Source organism: Pseudoduganella buxea, from assembly GCF_009720835.1.
GTDB lineage: Bacteria > Pseudomonadota > Gammaproteobacteria > Burkholderiales > Burkholderiaceae_D > Rugamonas > Rugamonas buxea.
Map to the genome: position 1 here is coordinate 1 of NZ_WNKZ01000047.1, position 19,988 is coordinate 19,988.

At 67.4% G+C, this 19,988-nt stretch carries 20 protein-coding genes and 1 tRNA gene; 12 read left to right on the forward strand and 9 right to left on the reverse strand.

The genetic code is table 11. From position 1 onward, the window contains the following. The 3 genes from GM672_RS16090 to GM672_RS16100 all read left to right on the forward strand — a co-directional run. A partial coding sequence (locus GM672_RS16090; RefSeq protein ID WP_211517375.1) for a penicillin acylase family protein occupies window positions 1–761 on the forward strand: 761 nt, incomplete at its 5' end. A gap of 72 nt (window positions 762–833) precedes the next feature. After that, the gene (locus GM672_RS16095; RefSeq protein ID WP_155471556.1) at window positions 834–1,763 is read left to right on the forward strand and encodes a sensor domain-containing diguanylate cyclase; all 930 of its coding nucleotides are present in this window, start codon (window positions 834–836) and stop codon (window positions 1,761–1,763) included. Window positions 1,764–1,823: 60 nt separating this feature from the next. After that, window positions 1,824–2,624 carry a transporter gene (locus tag GM672_RS16100; protein ID WP_155471557.1) on the forward strand — a complete coding sequence of 267 codons (801 nt, stop codon included), beginning with the start codon at window positions 1,824–1,826 and terminating at the stop codon, window positions 2,622–2,624. 1 nt (window position 2,625) lies between these two features. Here GM672_RS16100 and GM672_RS16105 read toward each other — a convergent pair whose 3' ends face one another. From GM672_RS16105 to arfB, 3 genes are all read right to left on the reverse strand, one after another. Next, window positions 2,626–3,834 (reverse strand): acyltransferase family protein, encoded by a 1,209-nt coding sequence (locus tag GM672_RS16105; protein WP_155471558.1) that lies wholly within the window; start codon window positions 3,832–3,834, stop codon window positions 2,626–2,628. Between the two features lie 129 nt (window positions 3,835–3,963). Then, on the reverse strand, window positions 3,964–5,136 hold the full coding sequence (locus GM672_RS16110; RefSeq protein ID WP_155471559.1) for a GGDEF domain-containing protein: 1,173 nt from the start codon (window positions 5,134–5,136) through the stop codon (window positions 3,964–3,966). Between the two features lie 105 nt (window positions 5,137–5,241). Next, entirely contained in the window at window positions 5,242–5,640 is a 399-nt protein-coding gene (arfB, locus tag GM672_RS16115) for an alternative ribosome rescue aminoacyl-tRNA hydrolase ArfB (protein WP_155471560.1), read from the reverse strand. A 178-nt stretch (window positions 5,641–5,818) separates the two neighbouring features. On the opposite strand from arfB, the gene GM672_RS16120 reads away from it, so the two are divergent. After that, on the forward strand, window positions 5,819–6,934 hold the full coding sequence (locus tag GM672_RS16120; RefSeq protein WP_170300099.1) for a serine hydrolase domain-containing protein: 1,116 nt from the start codon (window positions 5,819–5,821) through the stop codon (window positions 6,932–6,934). Here GM672_RS16120 and GM672_RS16125 read toward each other — a convergent pair. The 3 genes from GM672_RS16125 to GM672_RS16135 are packed head-to-tail and all read right to left on the reverse strand — an operon-like array spanning window position 6,931 to window position 10,375. Further along, window positions 6,931–7,662: a LytR/AlgR family response regulator transcription factor gene (locus GM672_RS16125; RefSeq protein ID WP_155471562.1), complete on the reverse strand. Its 732-nt coding sequence runs from the start codon at window positions 7,660–7,662 to the stop codon at window positions 6,931–6,933. The two genes, GM672_RS16120 and GM672_RS16125, sit on opposite strands and share 4 nt — an antisense overlap. After that, window positions 7,650–8,732, reverse strand: a complete 1,083-nt coding sequence (locus tag GM672_RS16130; RefSeq protein WP_229427669.1) for a sensor histidine kinase — start codon at window positions 8,730–8,732, stop codon at window positions 7,650–7,652. Before GM672_RS16130 ends, GM672_RS16125 begins: the two co-directional genes overlap by 13 nt. A 2-nt stretch (window positions 8,733–8,734) precedes the next feature. Then, window positions 8,735–10,375, reverse strand: coding sequence for a Na+/H+ antiporter (locus tag GM672_RS16135; RefSeq protein ID WP_155471563.1), 1,641 nt, complete (start codon window positions 10,373–10,375; stop codon window positions 8,735–8,737). Window positions 10,376–10,506: 131 nt separating this feature from the next. Here GM672_RS16135 and GM672_RS16140 point away from each other — a divergent pair. The 4 genes from GM672_RS16140 to GM672_RS16155 all read left to right on the forward strand — a co-directional run bounded on the left by GM672_RS16140 (window position 10,507) and on the right by GM672_RS16155 (window position 13,572). Further along, a tRNA-Gly gene (locus tag GM672_RS16140) sits at window positions 10,507–10,582 on the forward strand. A gap of 118 nt (window positions 10,583–10,700) precedes the next feature. Further along, the gene (locus GM672_RS16145; RefSeq protein ID WP_308807444.1) at window positions 10,701–11,669 is read left to right on the forward strand and encodes an IS1595 family transposase; all 969 of its coding nucleotides are present in this window, start codon (window positions 10,701–10,703) and stop codon (window positions 11,667–11,669) included. Window positions 11,670–11,926: 257 nt separating this feature from the next. Continuing rightward, window positions 11,927–12,883 (forward strand): chemotaxis protein, encoded by a 957-nt coding sequence (locus GM672_RS16150; RefSeq protein WP_155471564.1) that lies wholly within the window; start codon window positions 11,927–11,929, stop codon window positions 12,881–12,883. Between the two features lie 107 nt (window positions 12,884–12,990). Beyond that, window positions 12,991–13,572, forward strand: coding sequence for a DJ-1/PfpI family protein (locus GM672_RS16155; RefSeq protein ID WP_155471565.1), 582 nt, complete (start codon window positions 12,991–12,993; stop codon window positions 13,570–13,572). A gap of 3 nt (window positions 13,573–13,575) precedes the next feature. Here GM672_RS16155 and fghA read toward each other — a convergent pair whose 3' ends face one another. Beyond that, the gene (gene fghA / locus GM672_RS16160; protein WP_308807445.1) at window positions 13,576–14,418 is read right to left on the reverse strand and encodes an S-formylglutathione hydrolase; all 843 of its coding nucleotides are present in this window, start codon (window positions 14,416–14,418) and stop codon (window positions 13,576–13,578) included. 406 nt (window positions 14,419–14,824) lie between these two features. On the opposite strand from fghA, the gene GM672_RS16165 reads away from it, so the two are divergent. Both GM672_RS16165 and GM672_RS16170 read left to right on the forward strand, forming a co-directional pair. Beyond that, window positions 14,825–16,003 (forward strand): cation:proton antiporter, encoded by a 1,179-nt coding sequence (locus GM672_RS16165; RefSeq protein WP_155471566.1) that lies wholly within the window; start codon window positions 14,825–14,827, stop codon window positions 16,001–16,003. 3 nt (window positions 16,004–16,006) lie between these two features. Further along, a complete protein-coding gene (locus GM672_RS16170) occupies window positions 16,007–17,128 on the forward strand; it encodes a YbdK family carboxylate-amine ligase (RefSeq protein WP_155471567.1) in 1,122 nt (373 codons plus the stop codon). A gap of 56 nt (window positions 17,129–17,184) precedes the next feature. On the opposite strand, the gene GM672_RS16175 is transcribed toward GM672_RS16170, so the two are convergent. Together GM672_RS16175 and GM672_RS30165 are read right to left on the reverse strand one after the other, a co-directional pair. Then, complete coding sequence (locus GM672_RS16175; protein ID WP_155471568.1) at window positions 17,185–18,174, reverse strand: gamma-glutamyl-gamma-aminobutyrate hydrolase family protein; 990 nt, start codon at window positions 18,172–18,174, stop codon at window positions 17,185–17,187. A gap of 17 nt (window positions 18,175–18,191) precedes the next feature. Further along, complete coding sequence (locus GM672_RS30165) at window positions 18,192–18,737, reverse strand: MarR family winged helix-turn-helix transcriptional regulator (protein WP_155471569.1); 546 nt, start codon at window positions 18,735–18,737, stop codon at window positions 18,192–18,194. Window positions 18,738–18,979: 242 nt separating this feature from the next. On the opposite strand from GM672_RS30165, the gene GM672_RS16185 reads away from it, so the two are divergent. Next, the gene (locus GM672_RS16185) at window positions 18,980–19,300 is read left to right on the forward strand and encodes a hypothetical protein (protein WP_155471570.1); all 321 of its coding nucleotides are present in this window, start codon (window positions 18,980–18,982) and stop codon (window positions 19,298–19,300) included. Window positions 19,301–19,388: 88 nt separating this feature from the next. Then, window positions 19,389–19,967 carry a hypothetical protein gene (locus GM672_RS16190; RefSeq protein WP_155471571.1) on the forward strand — a complete coding sequence of 193 codons (579 nt, stop codon included), beginning with the start codon at window positions 19,389–19,391 and terminating at the stop codon, window positions 19,965–19,967. Window positions 19,968–19,988: the final 21 nt, after the last annotated feature.

Genomic DNA, 19,988 nt, shown 5'->3' on the forward strand with positions numbered 1-19,988 from the left:
AACGGGCCGTCTACGGCGTCATGCTGGACGACCGCGCCCTGTTCCTGGCCGGCTGGCGCGAGCGCGCGCTGGCGCTGCTCGATTCCCAGGCGCTGGCGGGCCAGCCGAAACGCGCCGAGGCCGCGCGGCTGCTGCGCGAGAACTGGAGCGGCCGGGCCAGCCCCGATTCGGCCGGTTACCGCATCGCACGCGGCTTCATGTGGTCCCTGTACGAACTGCTGTACGGCGGTGCCAATGCGCAGTTGCAGGCCTACGGCAACGGTGCCGGCGCGGCCGTGGCCGAGCGGCGCTGGCCGGAAGTGGTGGCGCGGCTGCTGGACGAGCAGCCTCCCGGCTGGCTGCCGCACCAGTACGACAGCTGGCGCGCGCTGCAACTGGCGGCGCTGGATCGTACCGTGGCCGACCTGGAAGCGGACGGCACGGCGCTGCGCGACGCAACCTGGGGTGCGCGCAACACGGTCGCCATCGCCCACCCGATCGCCCAGGCCGTGCCGGCGCTGCGCAAATGGCTCAGCGCCCCGGCCGATCCGCAGCCGGGTGACGCCCACATGCCGCGCGTGTCCGGACCCACCTTCGGCCAGTCGGAACGCTTCGCCGTCTCGCCGGGCAAGGAAGAGCAGGGCATCTTCAACATGCCGGGTGGGCAGAGCGGCCATCCCTTGTCGCCTTACTTCCTGGCCGGCCATGCCGACTGGCTGCGCGGCACGCCGACACCGCTGCTGCCGGGACCGGCCCTGCACACGCTAGCTTTCATCCCGTGATCGACCAGGCGAATCGGTGCATAATCGGTGCATAATCGCAGCGCAATGTCGCACTTGACGGGAGAGGCGTGCATGATCAACGATTTCGCGACGGCGGCGCAGGCCACCATGTCCTACCTGCGCCACCGGCTGGGCTTCAAGCTGTGGATGGTGACGCGCACCGAAGGCGAGGACTGGATCGTCCTGTTCGCCGACGACGCCGGCTACGGCATCAAGCCGGGCCAGGCCTTCCGCTGGACCGATACGGTCTGTTCGCGCATGGTGCTGGGCCATGGGCCGAATATCGCGCCCGCATTGGCCGACGTGCCGGCCTACGCCGACGCGCCGCTGGCGCGCGAGCTGGGCGTGGGCGCCTATATCGGCGTGCCGCTGCACCGCACCGACGGCTCGCTGTTCGGCACCCTGGTCGGCCTCGATCCACAGCCGCGCCCGGCAGACATCCGCGAGGAACTCGATACCGTGACCTTGCTGGCGGACCTGCTGAGCGCCGTGCTGAACGGGGAACTGAACGCGGGTGATGCGCTGCGACAGGCCGAACGGGCCGATGTCGACCTGACGCGCGACGGCCTTACGGGCCTGTATAACCGGCGGGGCTGGGAAATGCTGCTGGCACGGGAAGAAGAGCGCTGCAGCCGCTACGGCCATTCGGCCTGCGTCGTGTCGATCGACGTCGACGACCTCAAATTCATCAACGACACCCAGGGCAACGCCTCGGGCGATGCGCTGCTGATGCGCACGGCGCGTGCGCTGGAACAGGTCACGCGCGGCTCGGACGTCGTCGCGCGTTTGGGCGACGACGAATTCGGCATGCTGATGGTCGAGTGCGATTATTTCGATGCCCAGGCCATGCTGCTGCGCGTGCAGGAAACCTTGGCGGGTGCGGACGTGCGCGCTTCGCTCGGCATGGCCATGCGCAAGGCCGGCTTCGACCTGGAGGAAGCGTTCGCCATGGCCGACGCGGAGATGTACCGGGCCAAGCGCAGCCGAAAAGTGCTCAACTGACGGCCCGGTCGTTCGCCACCTGACCCCAGCCGTGCGGGTTCGCGCCGCCGAATGCATCCCATGCCCACATTGCCGCCCGCCGTCCACCTTTGCGTCTTGCTGGCCGCATCCGCCGCCCACGCCGCCGATGAAGAACCCATCGTCACCGACCGTCCCGACTTCGTCGAATCGAGCGCCGTCGTCGGCAAGGGCCGGCTGCAGCTGGAAACGAGCGTCGCCGTCGAACGCAACCGCGTCGCCGGCACCCGTGAACGCACCACCAGCACGCCGACCCTGCTGCGCTTCGGCGTGAGCGATACGTTGGAGCTGCGCGTCGAGACGGACGGGCGCCTGCGCTACCGGGTCGATCGCCGCGACGATGGCGGCGAAGCGCATGAACGCCTGCGCGGGGCCGCCGACACGGCCGTCGGCCTGAAATGGCATGCACTGGACGAAAACGGCGCACTGCCGGCCGTGGGCGTGCTGCTGCATGCCGATGTCGATTCCGGCTCCACCGCCTTCCGGGGCGACGGCGTGCGCCCGTCCTTGCGCGTGGCGGCCGAATGGGAGCTGCCCGGCGACGTAGGCGTGGGCCTGATGCCCGGCATCGTTCGCGAACGCGCGGCCGACGGTGGCCATGTCGTCACGGGCCTGTTCGCCGTCGTCGTGGGCAAGAACTGGACCGAGCGGCTGCGCACCTTCGTCGAACTTGCCGCACCCCGCATCGCGCGCGGCAAGGACGGCGGCAGTGCCGCCAGCTTCGATGTCGGCGCTTCCTGGCTGGTGAACCGCAACTGCCAGGTCGACGCCATGCTGTCGCGGGGCCTGAACAGCCGTACGCCGGACGTCGCCTTCACGGTCGGCCTTTCCGTTCGGCTGTAAATCAGCCGGCCCGTGCCACGGCCGGTGCCGGCCGCTGCTGCATGACGCCGGGCGGCGCGCGGCGCTGGTCGGCGCCGATGCCGAACAGGGGCCGCAGCAAGGCCACGCGCCGTACCGCCTCGAAGATGCCGAAGCTGAGCGTGACGGTCAGCACGATCAGCACCATGCCTTCCGTGACGGGCCGCAAATGCAGCGGTTTCGTCGCCATCGCCAGCAGGACGATCAGGCTCTGGTGCAGTATATAGACGGGGAACACGGCCTGGGTCAGGTAGCGGCGCTTGGCGCTGTCGAAATCCAGGTGGCGCTGGCCGAAGCCGCACGCGGCCAGGATGGCGCACCATTGCAGCAGTCCCCGCACCGCCGCGAAAACGAAGCGGAAGGCGGGCACTTGGTACCATGCCCCCGCTACCGAATCGAGGCAGACGAAGACGGCCCAGCAGGCCAGCGCCACACCCAGGGTGGCGAACCGCAGGCGCACCAGTTCCAGCCAGAAGCCGCGCTGCGCGGCCAGCAAAACGCCCAGCAGAAACATGGGCAGGTAGACCGAATGGTTGTACCAGTCGTCCACCAGCGCGTGCGTCTCGTCGAAGTACGGCCTGACCAGCAGCCGCGCCAGCACCAGGTAGGTCACCGGCAGCAGGATCGCGCGCCAGCCCGTCAGCAAGGCCGCGCAGCGCGCGCCCAGCCGGGCGATGCGCGCGGTCCCGAGGACCAGCACGGCCCCGCACAACACCACGGAGTAGCTCCACAGGTAGGCCAGGAACCACAGGTGGTTCCAGGTCGGCAGGATCAGGCAGTCTTCGCGGCAGAAGCCGCCGTAGCCGCTCACGTACAGGCGCATGAAGTCGATATAGCTGCCCGCATAGCCGACCTTCTCGATCACCTCGAAGTAGGGCTGCGGCGGCACGATGACGAGCATGCCGAAGACCAGCGGCAGCAGAAGGCGCCAGCTGCGCTGGCGCAGGAAATGCGGGAGGGACAGCCTGCGCACCATGCAGCCGGCCGCGACGCCGCCGATCAGGAACAGCAGCGACATGCGCCACGGCGACGACAGGAACATCAGCGGCGTGATGGCGTCGCCTGCATGGGGGCTTTTCACATGCCAGTCCCACGACACGTAGTACATGCCGATGTGGTACAGCACCAGCAGGAAGAAGGCGGCGATGCGCAGCCAATCCAGGAAGAACAGGCGTTGCGGGGTACTCGTCATTGTGGGGTCCTCGTGCCAAAGTGTTCCGCCAGTGTAGGCAGGGGCACGGGTCGCCGCCAGCGCGATGGGGCGGAGCGGGGGCAGGGCGGGGCAGGCCGGCGCGGGCCAGCGTGGGCCCGGACCAAGACCCTAGGCGCGCGCCTGCACGGCCGAGGGCCGGAACGGCATGCCGCGTACGCAGTTGCGGCCGCCTTCCTTGGCACGGTAAAGCTGCGTGTCGGCCGCGTCGATCAGGTCGGCGGCAGTGCCTTGCCAGTGCATCTGGCCCGGGCCGATGGTGGCGACGCCGAAACTGGCCGTCACGGTGACGTGCCGCCCCCGCTCCAGCTGGGTGCCCGTATCGGCGGCGGCCAGGCGGATGCGCTCGGCCAGCTTGATGGCACCGTCCAGCTCCGTTTCGGGCAGGATCAGCAGGAACTCCTCGCCGCCGTAGCGGATCACGCTGTCGACGGCGTCGCGCGTCATGGCCAGCAGCAGCACGGCAAAATCGGCCAACACCTGGTCGCCGGCGCCGTGGCCATGGCTGTCGTTGATGCGCTTGAAGTGGTCGATATCGCACAGCACGACGGAGAGCGAGGTGCCGTAGCGCCTGGCCCGCGTAATCTCCGCCTCCAGTACGCCCTTCTGCAGCACGCGCCGGTTGAAGCAGCCCGTCAGCGGGTCGCGGTCGGCCAGCTGCTGCAGCGCCAGCGCCGAGCGGAAGGCTTCGCGCTGCGCCAGGTGGTAGCGGCGCGCGCCGATATAGCCCAGCGCATTGGCGAGCATCAGCAGCAGCACCATGGCCACCATGTCGTCCGTGCCGAGGGTCTGCTGCACCAGCACCATGGCCGTGAAGGCCGCGCTCGACGCCAGCGCGATCAGGGTGGCGTACACCAGCCGGTTCGGCACGTTGATATAGATGGCCACTACCATCAGGTCCAGCGACAGCGCGTTCCACGCCGTCGCATCGGGCTGGAACCAGCACAGCACCATGAAGACGGCCATCCCCACCGCTTCCACCGTGCAGGCCACGGCGATGGCGGTCGGTACCGAGTCGCGCCGCTGGCGCAGCACGATGCAGCCGGCCACCGCCAGCAGGGCCACCATCACGCGCGCCGTCAGCAGCAGGAAGGCCGTGGTGGTGGTGCCCAGGGTGGTCAGGTCGGTGGCCGCGAAGGCCAGGTAGAAGGCCACGCAGAACAGCAGGCTGACGTTGAGCTGCGCCACGCGCCGGACGATGTGATGCTGGTTGAAACGCGTTTCGACGGCGGCATCGGCGAATTCGGCGCGCTGGCTGTCGATCACTGGAGTGGGGGCGATCAAGGAAGACTCTCTGCGGTGGAAGCACGCTCGGGCTGGACCATCGCGACAGGCTTGTCACGAGAGCGGTGCGTTATAAATCTTACCTCATTCGTTTCGATTTGACAATTACTCGCTGACCTTGCCGCGCAGCGCCTTGACACTGCCGCTTCGGCTCTTCGCATCCAGGCGCCGCCGCTGCGAGGCACGCGTCGGCCGGGTCGGGCGTCGTACCAGCGGCACGTCGGCGGCCAGGTCGACCAGCGCCTGCAAGCGGCGCAGCGCGTCTTCCTTGTTCTGTTCCAGGCTGCGCGAGGCCTGCGCCTTCAGGATCACGACGCCGTCGGCCGTGATCCGGCTGTCGCGCAGGGCCAGCAGGCGTTCCTTGACCGCCTGTGGCAACGACGACGCGTTGACGTCGAAGCGGGCATGCACGGCACAGGACACCTTGTTGACGTTCTGGCCGCCCGGGCCCTGGGCGCGGATGGCGGTGAACGCCACTTCGGCGGGGTCGATGGCAGGGGACATGGCGGATTTTCGTGGAGGGGCGGCGGCGCCGGGCAGGGGATTGTACCCTCGCCGCACGCCACCATGCCGGATTCGCGCGGCCGGCATGACTTTCGGCACTGCCACGTCGCGGTGCCGCGCCCCAGACTGCGACCAGCCGCCGCATGGTGCGATGGCGAACGTGAAAAAGGAGTCGACAATGGTTCTGAAAAGATTGACGGCGCTGGGCATGGCACTGCTGCTGTGCGCATGCGGTGGCGGCGATGGCGCTCCCGCCATCGCGGCCCTGCAGGCGGAGGCGGACGGCGCACGGGCCGCGATGGGCGTGCCGGCACTGTCCGTCGTCACGGTCGAGGGGGACGCCGTCACGACAGTCGTCAGCGGCCAGCGCAGCATGGCCACGGCCACGGCCGCGTCCATCACGCTGAACGACCGTTTCCAGATGGGCTCGCAGACCAAGGCCGCCACCGGCATGCTGGTCGCGCGCCTGGTGGCTCAGCGCAGGCTGCGCTGGGACAGCACGATGGCCGAGCTGTTCCCGGCCTGGCGCGACGGCATGCAGCCGGCACTGCGCGGCGTCACTGTGGAGCAGCTGCTGCGCCACCGGGGTGGCGTGCAGCGCGATATCGAAGGCGAGGACAGCGCCGTCCTGCGCCCGCTGGTCACCGGCGACGTGGCGGCGGACCGCGTCACGCTGGCCCGGCATTTCCTGCACAAGGTCCCCCTCCACGCGCCGGGTACGCGCTACGTCTACTCGAATATCGGCTACCTGCTGGCCGGGCTGGCGGCGGAAACGGCGGGCGGCGCACCGTTCGAGCAACTGATGCAGCGGGAGGTGTTCGCGCCGCTGGGCATGGCGGCAAGGCTGGGATTCCCGGAGGAGGAGGGCGCGCCGGGACTGCTGGGTCACACGCTGCGCGACGGCGTCTGGACGCCAACCATGTTCGAAGGCGAGGAGCGCCATGGCATGGAACTGCTGGCGGCGTCCGGCGGCATGATGGCGTCGATGGCGGACTACGGCAAGTTGCTGCGCGCGCAGTTGCAGGGTCTGCGCGGCGCGTCGGACTATCTGGACAGGGATGCCTTTCGCCGCATGCACGGGCCGGCCGGCCAGTACGGCCTGGGCTGGGCCGTCACGGACGAAGCGGGCCTGGGCCGGGTCAGTGCCCACTCGGGCAGCTGGGGCACGTATTATGTGTTCGCCCTGGTCCTGCCGGACCGCGACCGCGCGGTGGCAGTGGCCTGCAACTGCTTCGGCGAGGAAGCCGTGGTACAGGCGGACCGGCTGGCGCTGCGGCTGGCGGGACGGAACTAGCTCGCGTCCAGTTGCCGCAGTGCGTCCATCAGCGCCGCCCGGTACTGGCGGCTGAGCGGTGCCCGGCCGCCGCCGCGCAGCAGCACTTCGCCATCGCCCTTGTCCGTGACGGCGATCCGGTCGATGCAGGCCAGCTGCACGGCGGCGCGGCGGTGGCAGCGGTGGAAGGCCGGCCCCAGCGCCGCCAGCAGGCCCGCCAGCGACTGGCGCAGCAGCGGCGCTGCCTGCGCCGTGTGCAGCACGACGTAGTTGTCGGCCGTTTCGATCCAGCCGATGGCGGACACGGGCACCACGCGCGTGACACCCCGTTCCGTTACCAGCAACTGCTGCGGCGGCAGGCCCGTCGGCGTGACGCTGCCCTGGCCGGGCCTGGCGCGCAAGCGCTCGCGCAGCCGGTCCAGGCTGCGGCCGAAGCGGGCTGCATCGAAGGGCTTGAGCAGGTAGTCGATGGCGCTGGCGTCGAAGGCGCGCAGCGCGTAGGCGTCGTGGGCGGTGACGAAGACGATCAACGGCGCGGGCGCCGGCAGCGAGGCCGCCACTTCCAGGCCGTTCGCCTCGGGCATCTGGATGTCGAGGAAGATGGCGTCGGGGGCGAAGGTGCCGGCCAGCGCCAGGGCCTCGAAGCCGTCGCGGGCCTCGGCCAGCGCCGTGACGTCCGGCTGCTGTTCCAGCAGGCGGCGCAGCTTGTCGCGCGCGGGGCGCTCGTCGTCGACGATCAGGATACGCATGGCAGCACGATCTGCGCGCGCACGCCGGCCGGCGCCAGCTGCGTCAGGGACAGCGAGGCATCGTCGCCGTGCAGGGCCTGCAGGCGCTCGCGCAGGTTGCGCAGCGCCGTGCCGGTGCCCTGGCCCGTGCTGCTGCCGGTGGGCAGCTGGCCGGCATCGTCCTCGACCGCAAGCACGAGGCGGCCTGCCTCGCCCCGCGCGGACAGCACGATGTGCACGTGGCCGCGCCGGCGCTCCACCGTGTGATGGAACACGTTTTCCAGCAGCGGCTGCAGGCACATGACCGGCACGGCGCACGCTTCCACCCCGGTGTCGACCTGCCAGGCCAGGGTGACGCGGTCGGCGTGGCGCTCGGCCATCAGTTCCGCGTAGCCGCGCAGCAGGCGCAGCTCCGCCGCCAGCGGCACCTGCGGGCGCGTGCCCGTTTCCAGCGTGGCGCGCAGCACGTCGGCCAGGCGCGCCAGCATCGTGTCGGCCCGGTCGACATCCTCGCGCATCAGCGCCGACACGGTGTTGAGCGCATTGAACAGGAAATGCGGCTGCATCTGCGCCGTCAGCTGGCGCAACTGGGCCACCCGCAGCAGGCCGGCGGTGCGCTGCGCTGCGAGTTTTTCCTCCACCATCGCCTGCCATGACAACAGGCCGAAGGTCACCAGCGCGAACAGGCCGAAGAAGACGGAGATCTTGACGTCCTCGTAGAACACGGTGGGCAGCCATGCGTCGTGCTCGTAGCGCTCGCCGACCAGCGCGTAGACGCCGTGGCGGATGCCGAAGGCCAACGGCACGAAGGCAACCCAGAACACCAGCAGCCATGGCAGCTGCAGCAGGAACCAGCGGCGCGGCGTGGCGACCAGGTGGTCGTGACGGCGCGTGGCGCGGCGCTGCAACAGCAGCAGCAAGGTGGCCACCAGCAGCGACGAGCCTTCCCACAGCACCGGTTGCCACAGGCGGGTGCCGCCGTCGCGCACGTAGTCCTGCACGGCGGTGGCCGTCATCAGGCCCCAGAACAGCAGCCAGGCACACGTGACGACGAGGCGCAGGCGGCGGCGCAGCGGGGCGTCGGTTTCCACCGTCAGCCCTTGTGGCGTGCTTCGACGAGGTCGATTTCACGCACCAGCTTGCGCGAGATCTCGTCGGAGATATGTTCGTTGCGCGCGAGGCGGAAGACGGTGCGGCGCTCGGCCTGCAGCGCGGCCAGGCGCAGTGCCCGTTCGGCTTCGTCCAGCTTGCGGAAACGCCGGGCGTCGTCACCGTTGTCCACCCCCGTCGTGTCGAGGCGGTGCTGGTACAGCGCGATCACGCGCCCCGCCGCTTCCGGGTACATGTCGCATTCGTCGTCCTTCTGCATCAGCGCGACCTGCGCCTGTTCGACGGCGGCGATGGCCGCGCTGGCCGCTTCACGCCGCGCCAGGTCTTCTTCCTGCTGCTCGGCCGGTTCGGCGGGGAAGCTCATGCCACCCAGCAGGCGTGGCAGGCCGACGCTGGCGGCCACCAGGGAGATCAGGATGACAGCGCTGGCGAGAAAGATGGTCAGGTCGCGCGCCGGGAACGGCGCGCCGTTCGACAAGGTCAGCGGCAACGTCATCACGCCGGCCAGGGTAATGGCGCCGCGCACGCCGGCCAGCGACATCGCCAGCAGCAGCCGCACGGGTGGCTTGGGCGCCGTTTCGCCGCGCCGGGTCTTGCGGTACAGCGTGATGCGCAGGGTGGTCCAGACCCAGGCGAAGCGCAGCACCATCAGGCCGAACGAGATCGCGAACGCATACAGCACCAGCCACCAGGGGTTGAGGTGGCCGCTCTGGCCCAGCGACACGCGGGCGCCCTCCATGATGTCCGGCAGCTGTTCGCCCAGCAGCACGAACATGACGCCGTTCAGGGCGAACTGCACCGTGTCCCACACGGCCGAACGCTGGATGCGGGTATTGGCCATCGCCTGGCCGGACAGTTCGACGTAGCTCATCGTCACGCCCGCCGCCACGGCGGCCAGGATACCGGAGGCATGCAGGTGCTCGGCCGCCAGGTAGGCGCCGAAGGGCAGCAGCAGGTTGACGAGGATGGGCGAGCCGGCGGGCTCGCCGAAGCGGCGCGACAGCCAGCGCTGGGCCGACGTGACGAGCAGGGTCGCCAGCACGCCGGTGCCGATGCCGCCGGCCGCCAGCCAGACGAAGGTCAGCGAGGCGCTGGTGATGGAAAAGGCGCCCGTCAGCGCGGCGGCCACGGCGAAGCGGAAGCACACCAGCCCACTGGCGTCGTTGAGCAGCGATTCGCCTTCCAGGATATGCATCAGGCGGGTGGGGATGGGCACGCGCGACGCGATCGACGACACGGCCACGGGGTCGGTGGGCGAGATGATGGCGGCCAGCGCGAAAGCCACCGGCAGCGGCATGGCAGGAATCAGCCAGTGGATCAGGAAGCCCGCACCCACCACCGTGAAGATGACCAGGCCCAGTGCCAGTTCGAGGATGACGGCCTTGTCGCGGAACAGGCCGCTCTTCGGGATGCGCCAGCCGTCCAGGAACAGCAGCGGCGGCAGGAAAAGCAGGAAGAACAGGGCCGGATCCATGCGCACCCCGTGGCCCGTGTAGGCGGCGATCAGCGCGCCCAGGCCGATCTGCACCAGCGGCAGTGGAATCGACACGGGCAGCACCCGCACCAGGTAGGCGCTGGCCACCACGGCCAACAGCATCGCCAAAACGATTTCGATCGAATCCATCCTGCCTCGTCATCCTTGTAAGCTTGCGTTGCATGATTATAGGGGAGGGGGGCGGCCGGCACCGCCGGGGAAACTTCCTCATCCGGGGTCTGGCATTTTTGAAATCGTTCTGTCATAATCATGCCTCTTCTGCGGGAGTAGCTCAGTTGGTAGAGCGCAACCTTGCCAAGGTTGAGGTCGAGAGTTCGAGACTCTTCTCCCGCTCCAGAATTCAAAAGGACGCTCCGGCGTCCTTTTTCAATGGCGCTGTGCCCCGCTCGCAAGGAACTTGTAGGCTCGACCATTGTCATACCGTAAGTTGGCATCAGCCAAGACGGAGGCGGGCATGGAAATCGACGAGTACCAAGCCGTACGGATGCAATGTCTGGCCTGGCTGACCAGGCTGACCGGGGAGCAGGGCGAGGGCTTGCGCCGTCTGTTCGAAGGATGTGCCTCGCTGGCCGATTGCCTGGCCATCATCGAGGCACGGGGCGCGCGCCTGCGCCGGTGCCCGCACTGCGACGGCGACAAGCTGTACCGCCACGGCATCCTGCGCGGACTGCAGCGCTACCGATGCCGGCAGTGCCGCCGCTCCTTCAATGCACTGACCGATACGCCGCTGGCGTTTATCCGCCTGCGCGAGAAATGGTTGCCGTTCCTGCAGTGCATGTTGGGTTCGATGACGGTACGCGCGGCAGCGGAAACAACCGGCATTCACCGCAACACGAGCTTTCGCTGGCGCCACCGCTTTCTTGCCATGGCCAAGGACGATCGGCCCAAGCCCTTGAGCGGCATCGTCGAGGCCGACGAAACCTATTTGCCGGAATCGCAGAAGGGCTCGCGCCACATGACCCGCCCGGCCCGGCGGCGCGGCGGCCATGCGGAAAAACGGGGCATCGGCGGCGAACTGGACTGCATTCTGGTGGCGCGCGACCGGCAGGGGCGCGTTTGCGATTTTGTGCCGGGGCGCGGGCCCGTCACGGCGGCGCAGTTGCAGCAGCATTTGTTACCCGTGCTGGACAAGGCCGTGCTGCTGGCTACCGATGCGGCGACAGCCTATCGGGATTTTGCGAAAGATCACGGCATCGCACACCGGGCCGTCAATTTGCGCCAGGGCGAGCGGGTGCTGGGGGAAATCCATGTCCAGAACGTGAACCACTACCACGCCGTGTTCAAGACCTGGCTGATCCGCTTCCACGGCGTGGCCAGCCGCTACCTGCCCCACTATCTGGGCTGGATACACGGACTCGACTGTCGTCACCTGAGCACGCCGCAGCAGTTTTTACGGGCTGCATTGTTCCCGGCAAGCAGCTGAGTACGAGAAAAATGCCTGCTGAACAATTCACTGCGACCGGGTGACAGAGCCTTTTCAATTGGGTCGTTGATTCCTCCTTATATTCCCCCGATAAACTGCCGTTAAACCCTTGGCATTCCAGTTTGTTATCGGTGTTGTTTTCCGTCACTATCGCTCTTGCTATTAAGTTCAGTTACGCGCGTCCCGCGAAAAATCTCGCCTATACTGGCCCCAATATTTCGCATGGCGCGGAAGAGCTTTTAGACCCGGGGATAGCAATGAAAAGCGTACAACAGGAAATCGACGAACGCACCAACCTGACCAACACGAATAAATTCGAACTCCTGCTGTTCCGCCTCGGTGCCGACGCCAATGGCGAGCACTCGGAACTCTACGGTATCAATGTATTCAAGATCCGCGAAATCGTGGCGATGCCGCCTGTGACGGCGGTGGCCGGCTCGCAGCCGCACATGCTGGGCGTCGTCAACCTGCGTGGCCAGATCATTCCCGTGATGGATCTGCCGGCCATCGTCGGCGTCAAGCCGAAGACGGGCCTGAACATCATGCTGGTGACGGAATTTGCCCGCACCACCCAGGCCTTTGCCGTGGAATCGGTGGACGAGATCGTTCGCCTGGACTGGAGCCAGGTGCTGACGGCCGAAGGCAGCAATGCCACCGGCATGGTGACGTCGATCGCGCGCCTGGACGGCGACACTAGCGGCACGCGCCTGGCCCAGGTGCTGGACGTGGAAACCATCCTGCGCCGCATGGTGCCGACCGAAGGCAAGGACGTCGATCCGGAATCGATCGGCCCGAAACTGACGCTCAAGCAGGGCAGCTTCATCCTGGCGGCGGACGATTCCGTCGTGGCCCGCAACCTGATCGAGCAGGGCCTGCAGGCCATGCACGCGCCGTTCGTGATGACCAAGTCCGGCAAGGAAGCATGGGACAAGCTGCAGAGCATCGCCGAAGGCTGCAAGGCCGAAGGCATCGCCATCGAAGACCGTGTGGCGCTGATGCTGACCGACCTGGAAATGCCGGAGATGGACGGCTTCACCCTGACCCGCAAGATCAAGCAGGACCCGCGCTTCGCCAAGATTCCCGTCGTGATCCACTCTTCCCTGTCGGGCAAGACCAACGAGGATCACGTCAAGGGCGTGGGCGCCGACGCCTACGTGGCCAAGTTCGTGGCCGAGGACCTGGCCGAGACGATCCGCCGCGTGCTGCACAAGTAAAGCACGGCTTTTTTCGCCTGCCACCTGCAAAAGGGGCAGTCACCTCACCGGTGGCTGCCCCTTTTTTGCGCTATGATGTTTTTTCCTTAACTGCGAGGGAGTCCATCATGGCCGCGAAAACCATCCTCTTCCTGACCGGCGACTTCGCCGAGGACTACGAAACCATGGTGCCGTTCCAGGCACTGCAGGCCGTGGGCCACACGGTGCATGCCGTCTGCCCCGGCAAGGGCGCGGGTGACAAGATCAAGACGGCCATCCATGATTTCGAAGGCGACCAGACCTATACGGAAAAGCCGGGCCACCTGTTCGCGCTGAACGCTGCCTTCGACGACGTCGACGTGGCGAAGTATGACGCGCTGATGATCGCCGGTGGGCGCGCGCCCGAGTACCTGCGCCTCAATCCCCGCGTGATCGAGGTGGTGCGCGAGTTCGCCGCCAGCGGCAAGCCGATCGCCGCCGTCTGCCACGGCGCCCAGCTGCTGGCGGCGGCCGACGTCATCCGCGGCCGCAATATCTCCTGCTACCCCGCCTGCGCGCCTGAAGTGAAGCTGGCCGGCGCCGACTTCGCCGACATTGCCGTCGATGCCGCCGTCACGGATGGCCAGTTCGTCACGGCTCCCGCATGGCCGGCCCACCCGCAATGGCTGGCCCAGTTCCTGCGCCTGCTGGGCACCGAGATCAGGCTATAAGCTTCACGCCTTCAGCTGGGCCGCGTGCCAGCGCAGGTGGTCGGCAACGAAGGTGGCGATGAAGTAGTAGCCATGGTCGTAGCCGGCGTGGCGGCGCAGGGTCAGGCTCTGGCCGGCCGCCGCGCAGGCTTCCTCGAACGCTTCCGGATACAGCTGCTCGGCCAGGAACTTGTCGGCCAGGCCCTGGTCGATCAGGATGCCGCCGGGGAAGGGCGCACGGGCCCGGGCCATCAGGGCGGTGGCGTCGTGCCCGGCCCAGGTGCTTTCGTCCGCGCCCAGGTAGCCAGTGAAGGCCTTCTTGCCCCACGGGCAGCGAATCGGCGCGGCGATCGGCGCGAAGGCCGACACGGTGCGGAACAGGTCGGGCCGGCGCAGCGCCAGGGTCAGCGCGCCGTGGCCGCCCATCGAGTGGCCGAAGATGCCGATGCGGGCCGGGTCGACGGGCGACTGCTCCAGCACCAGCGCGCGCAGCTCGTGCAGGTAGCTCTCCATGCGGTAGTGCTTCGCCCACGGCTGTTCGGTCGCATCCAGGTAGAAGCCGGCGCCGACGCCGAAGTCCCAGGACTCGGCCTCGCCGGGAATGTTCGCGCCACGGGGGCTGGTATCCGGCGCGATCAGGATGATGCCTTCCTCGGCGGCGACGCGCTGGGCGCCGGCTTTCGTCATGAAGGTCTCCTCGTTGCACGTCAGGCCCGCGAGGTAGAACAGCGCTGGCAGGCGTGCGCCGTCCGCATGGGGCGGTATGAACACGGAAAAGCGCATCGGCAGGCCGACGGCGCTCGACTGGTGGCGGAAAAAACGCTGCATGCCGCCGAAGCAGGCGTGCTCGCTGAGTAGTTCCAGCATGGTGATCCTTTTCAGTTTTGAGGAGAGGGGCGGCCTGCATTGTAGCGCCGACCCGCGCGCCGCGCCCCCGTCAGGATAATCCGGGACTGTTTCGGATTTTTCGGGGACCGTCCCGGGATCTGCCGGGAGGGATCGGAGAATACTGGGACTCTCCCCGAGTTTTCCTGGAAGGGTAGGCGCACTCCGGGACTATCTCCCGGACAGGCGTTTGTGCGACGCGATTTCGTTTCTTGCTATAAAGTCACCACAAGTCACAACGGATGAGTGCTGGAAGCCCGTTCCAGCCACGGATCGGGCCGATGCACGGATGTTACAATTGCCCGCCGAATATATTTGGACAAATATATTTGTCTTGCTCGATTGCCGATCCTGCCCGGCGCCAACTCAACAATAGGAGGAGCCCTCAATGCCAGATTTCCTGGTTATCTCGGCCGAACTTGCCTGGCCGCTCGCTGTCCTGCTGGCCTGGCTGGCCGGCGAATTCATTCACCGCTGGACCAGGCTGCCGCGCATCAGCGTGTATGGCCTGGTCGGCTTCCTGTGTGCCCAGGCCTTCCCTGACCTGTTCACGACGGAAGGCAACAGTCCCGTTACCCTGCTGGCCAACGTCGCGTTCGGCCTGATCCTGTTCGAGCTGGGCTACCGCGTCAATCTGAACTGGCTGCGCATCAATCCGTGGGTGGCGCTGAGCGGCCTGGTGGAAGCCTTCGGCACCTTTGCGGTGGTCTACCTGATCGCCAACCTGTGGGGACTGCCGTCGATGACGGCGCTGCTGCTGGCGTCGCTGGCGATGTCGACGTCGCCGGCCGGCGTGCTGCGCGTCATCAATGAGCAGCGCAGTTCAGGGCAGGTGACCGAGCGCGTGCTGCACCTGGTGGCGATCAACTGCGTGCTGGCCGTGCTGTCGTTCAAGGTCATCGTCGGCTTCTGGGTGTTCCAGACGTCCGGCAGCCTGACGCAGGCCATCTCGCACAGCCTGATCGAGCTGGTGGCGTCGGCCCTGCTGGGCGCCATCTTCGGCATGGTGGTGCCGGCCGTGCTGCGCCACCTGGGCACCCTGGCGCGCGACGGCACCGTGGCGTTCGCGCTGGTGGTCGTCATCCTCGTGGCCATCACGCACGCGGCCGACCTGTCCCCGGTGCTGGCCACCCTGGCCTTCGGCCTGACGGCCCGCCACCGCCGCGTCACCTTTACCAGCACGGAGCGCAATTTCGGCGCCATCGGCGAACTGATGACGGTGCTGCTGTTCGTCTTCGCCGTCTCCACCCTGAGCTGGAACAACGTGCTGTTCGGCGGCGGACTGGCGCTGGTGCTGCTGCTGGCGCGCTTCGTCGTCAAGGCGGCCAGCGTCGCCGCGTTCGCCCATGCGGGCGGCATCCCGTGGCGCAAGGGTCTGCTGACGGGCGTGGCGCTGTCGCCCATGTCCGTCTTCGTCGTGCTGCTCCTGGAGCAGACCAAGTATGCCGGCATCGTCCTGGTGGACGAGCTGGCGGCCGTCGCCGCGATGACCTTGTTCATGGAAGTGATCGGCCCCATCTTCACCCAGCGCGCCCTCATCATGGCGCGCGAAACGGCCAAGGAGTAAAGCATGGCACTGGAAGCATTCAAGGGCGGTACGCCGCTGACCATGGGCGTCGAGCTGGAGCTGCAGCTGGTCAGCTTTTCCGACTACGACCTGACGGCATCGAGCCCGGATCTGCTGCACCTGCTGGCGCGCAAGCCTTTCCCCGGCAACGTCACGCCGGAGATCACCGAGAGCATGATCGAGATTAACAGCGACGTGCACACCCGCCACAACGAGCTGCTGGCCCAGCTGCACGAGGTGCGCGACACCCTCGTCACGGCGGGCGAGCAGCTCAATATCGGCATCGCCGGCGGCGGCACGCACCCGTTCCAGAAGTGGGTCGACCGGCGCATCTTCGAGAAGCCCCGTTTCAAGCAGGTGTCGCAGCTGTACGGCTACCTGGCCAAGCAGTTCACCGTGTTCGGCCAGCACGTGCACATCGGCTGCGCCAACGGCGACGATGCGCTGTTCCTGCTGCACTCGCTGTCGCGCTACCTGCCGCACTTCATCGCGCTGTCGGCCTCGTCGCCGTTCGTGCAGGGCGGCGACACGCTGTTCCACTCGGCCCGGCTGAACTCCGTGTTCGCCTTCCCGATGAGCGGGCGGGCGCCGTTCCTGCTGTCCTGGGACGAGTTCGAGCACAATTATTTTGCCAAGATGGAGCATACGGGCGTCATCAAAAGCATGAAGGACTTCTACTGGGACATCCGGCCCAAGCCGGAATATGGCACCATCGAGCTGCGCGTGTGCGACACACCGCTGACGGTGGAGCGGGCTGCGGCCCTGGCCTGCTACCTGCAGGCGCTGTGCGCGTACCTGCTGGAGCGCAAGGAGGAACCGCCGGCGGAAGACGACTACCTGGTCTACAACTACAACCGCTTCCAGGCCTGCCGCTTCGGCCTGGACGGCACCGTGGTGCACCCGAAGACCTACGAAAGCCTGTCGCTGCGCGAGGACATCCTGACGACCCTGCGCAAGATGGACCCGTATGCCGAGAAGCTGGGCGGCACCGCGGCGCTGAACCACCTGATGCAGGTGACCCACATGGGCAGCGACGCCACCTACCTGCGCGACCAGTTCGCGTCTGCGGGCAGCGTCGAAGGCGTGGTGGATGCCGCCGTGCGGCGCTTCAAGGGCAGGATGTGACGATTGCGTGAAGATTGCCTGAAAACAGGGGACTGTCCCCGGTTTTCAGGCAGGCGTCAGAAGCGCGTTTCGCGCGCCACGCGCAGGAAGTTGTCGAGGATGCCCGTGCAGTCGAGCAGCTCCTCGCCGCCGGCGCGGTGGAACTCGGGGTGCCACTGCAGGCCCATGACGAACGGCGCCTTGCGGTAGCGGATGGCTTCGACGACACCGTCCGGCACGGACATCGCCTCGACCTGCATGTCGCGGCCCAAGGTCTTGACGGCCTGGTGGTGGATCGAGTTGACGACGCCGCCCAGGCGCTGGCCGAACAGCTTGGCCAGCGAGGAGTCGGCCGGGAAGACGATCTCGTGGCGGTGGCGATCGTAATCGTCGTGCACGTGCGGCATGGCCGTCGGCACGTCCGTGGCGATGTCCTGGTACAAGGTGCCGCCGAAGGCCACGTTGATCAGCTGGCAGCCGCGGCAGATGCCCAGCACGGGCTTGCCCGCCTCGACGAATTCATGCAGCAGTTCCAGCTCGTACATGTCGCGGGCGCGGTCGCCGCTCCATTCGGGCCGCGTCGGCGTCTCCGCGTAGCTTTGCGGCGAGACGTCGGCGCCGCCCTGCAGCACCAGGCCGTCCAGGTGGCGGGCGTAGTCGCGCAGGCGGATGTTCGACGGGTGCAGCAGGCCGTCCGTGTTCACCGTGGGGATCATGAAGACCAGCACGTCGCGCGACATCACCCACTGCGCGATGGACTCCTCCAGGTATTGCAGGTTCTTGCTGCGCAGGCCCGTGGCGCCGGCCTCGGGATGGAAGATGCGTGCCGAGATGCCGATGCGCAGGGGGCGCTGCAGCACGTGCCGCGTGGCGGCGGCCGCGATGCGCTGGTAGCGCGCCTTGATGACGCGGCCCCACAGGCTGAAAATCGAGTCGCCGGGATTGAGGTAGCGGGGCGTGTCGTCCTTGCGGCGGCTGCCTTCGCGCTCCTTGCCATCGGGGGCGCCGGCGGCCCGTCGAACGATGGCATCGTCCTTGCGGCGTTGGTCGTGCTCGCCGTCGTTCATGTTCTCTCCAGATTCGCTTACATGGTGAAGGGCAGGGGCTCCAGGCCGAAGCCTTCGTCGATCACCTCGATGCTGGACAACAGCCCTTGCAGGCCGGCGTTCAGCCGTGCCAGGTGCGCCGGCGCCAGGCTGGCCAGTGCCTCGGGCAGCAGGCCACGTGCCGGTTTCGGCGCCGCTTCGAGCAGCGCCAGCCCCTGTGCGGAAAGGAACAGTTTTACCACACGCTGGTCCGCGGGGTCGCGCGTCTTGACGACGAGGCCCTTGCGCACCAGCCCTTCGAGCAGGTTGCTGGTGGTGGCCTGCTGGATCGCCAGCAGGGCCGTCACCTGGCCCACCCGGAGCCCGGGCGCCTCGGCCAGTTCCTGCATGATCCACAATTGGGCCCCGTTGACGCCGCACTGCTTTTCCACCCACAGCGAATGGCGCTGCGCGGCCCGGATGACGATGCGCACCTTCTGCAGCACATCCAGGCTGGTGGCCGGCTCGCCTGCCGCAAGTCTCGCTTTGCCCGTGTCCCCCGTGCTCCTGGTCCCGTTGCTCTTGTTCCCGCTCTTGCTGGTCATCCCTGTTGTCCCGTCGTCTACTTGTCGTCGTGCCCGTGCGCCGTACTTCCCGTGCAGCACAAATATATTTTTGCGAATATAATTTACGGCTGTGTCGGCCATTCATTGTCAACGCGCCAAGCGGCGCAATGGTTTACGCGGCAACGGCACTTTGTCGGAGAAAATCAAAGCGAGGCACGGCATGCCTCGGTTACACGCCGTCCGGCGCGCCGGGCGGTAGCGGAAGCGAAACGAAACGAATCATGCAGGACTTGAGTCCAGAACTACGCAGCTTTATCACGACCTTACCGTCCGTCCCCTTCGTCGAGGCATTGTTGCTGCTGCACGGCGCGCCGGACCAGATATGGACCGCCGAAGCCATCGCCCGCCAGCTCTACCTGCAAAGCGTGACGCAGGCCGAACTGATCGTCCAGCAGCTGGTGACGGGCGGCTTTTGCATCAGCACGCGCGACGGCCAACTGGCCTACAGTCCGGCCGATCCGGCGCTGCATGCGGCGGTGGGCCGCCTGGCCACGATCTACCACCAGCAATTGATCGAGATTACGCACCTGGTGCATCGCTGAGGGCGGCGCGGCTCCATTGTCCGGTACTATATGCGTTACCCGCCAATGGCTTACCTGCGCATGGCTTTGCCGCCCACCGAAAGACACCATGATGAGTGCGAACCGCGCCAATCGCCGCACTTCCCGCGCCCCCGATGACGAGCGCGGCGCCGCTCCGCCAAGCCGCTTGCGGCTGCTGTTGCCCTTCCTGCTGGTGCTGTTCGTGCTGCTGCTCGACGGCCTGCTGTTCTACCGCGCCCAGCGCATTCCCACGGCCGTCCCTGTCGGCATCGCCCTGGCGCTGCTGGCCCTGCTGGCCCTGAAGAATTTCTGGCAGCGCCTGTTCCTGCCCGCCGCCTGCTGCGTGCTGGCGGCCCTGATGCTGGCCGCCGTCTTCGTCACGCCGCTGCGCGCCACGCAGATCCACGCGATCCACACGGTGCGCTTCCTGTCCAATGCGCCGGCCTACCGCGCCGAGGCGGCCCGTGCGCCAATCGACGGCGAAACGGGGCACCGCCTGCGCGAATGGCAGTGGGAGACGCAGCCCGTGGCCAGCACGTCGCTCGTGTATGACGAAAGCGATGCCCTGGCGCGCCGCGTCAAGCCGCACCAGGGGCCGCTGGCGCCGGCCGACCAGGTCTACCCGGTGGCGCCCCATTTCTACGTCGTCGTCAGCTACGCCCTCTAGCAAATCGCCTGCTGCGCCGCC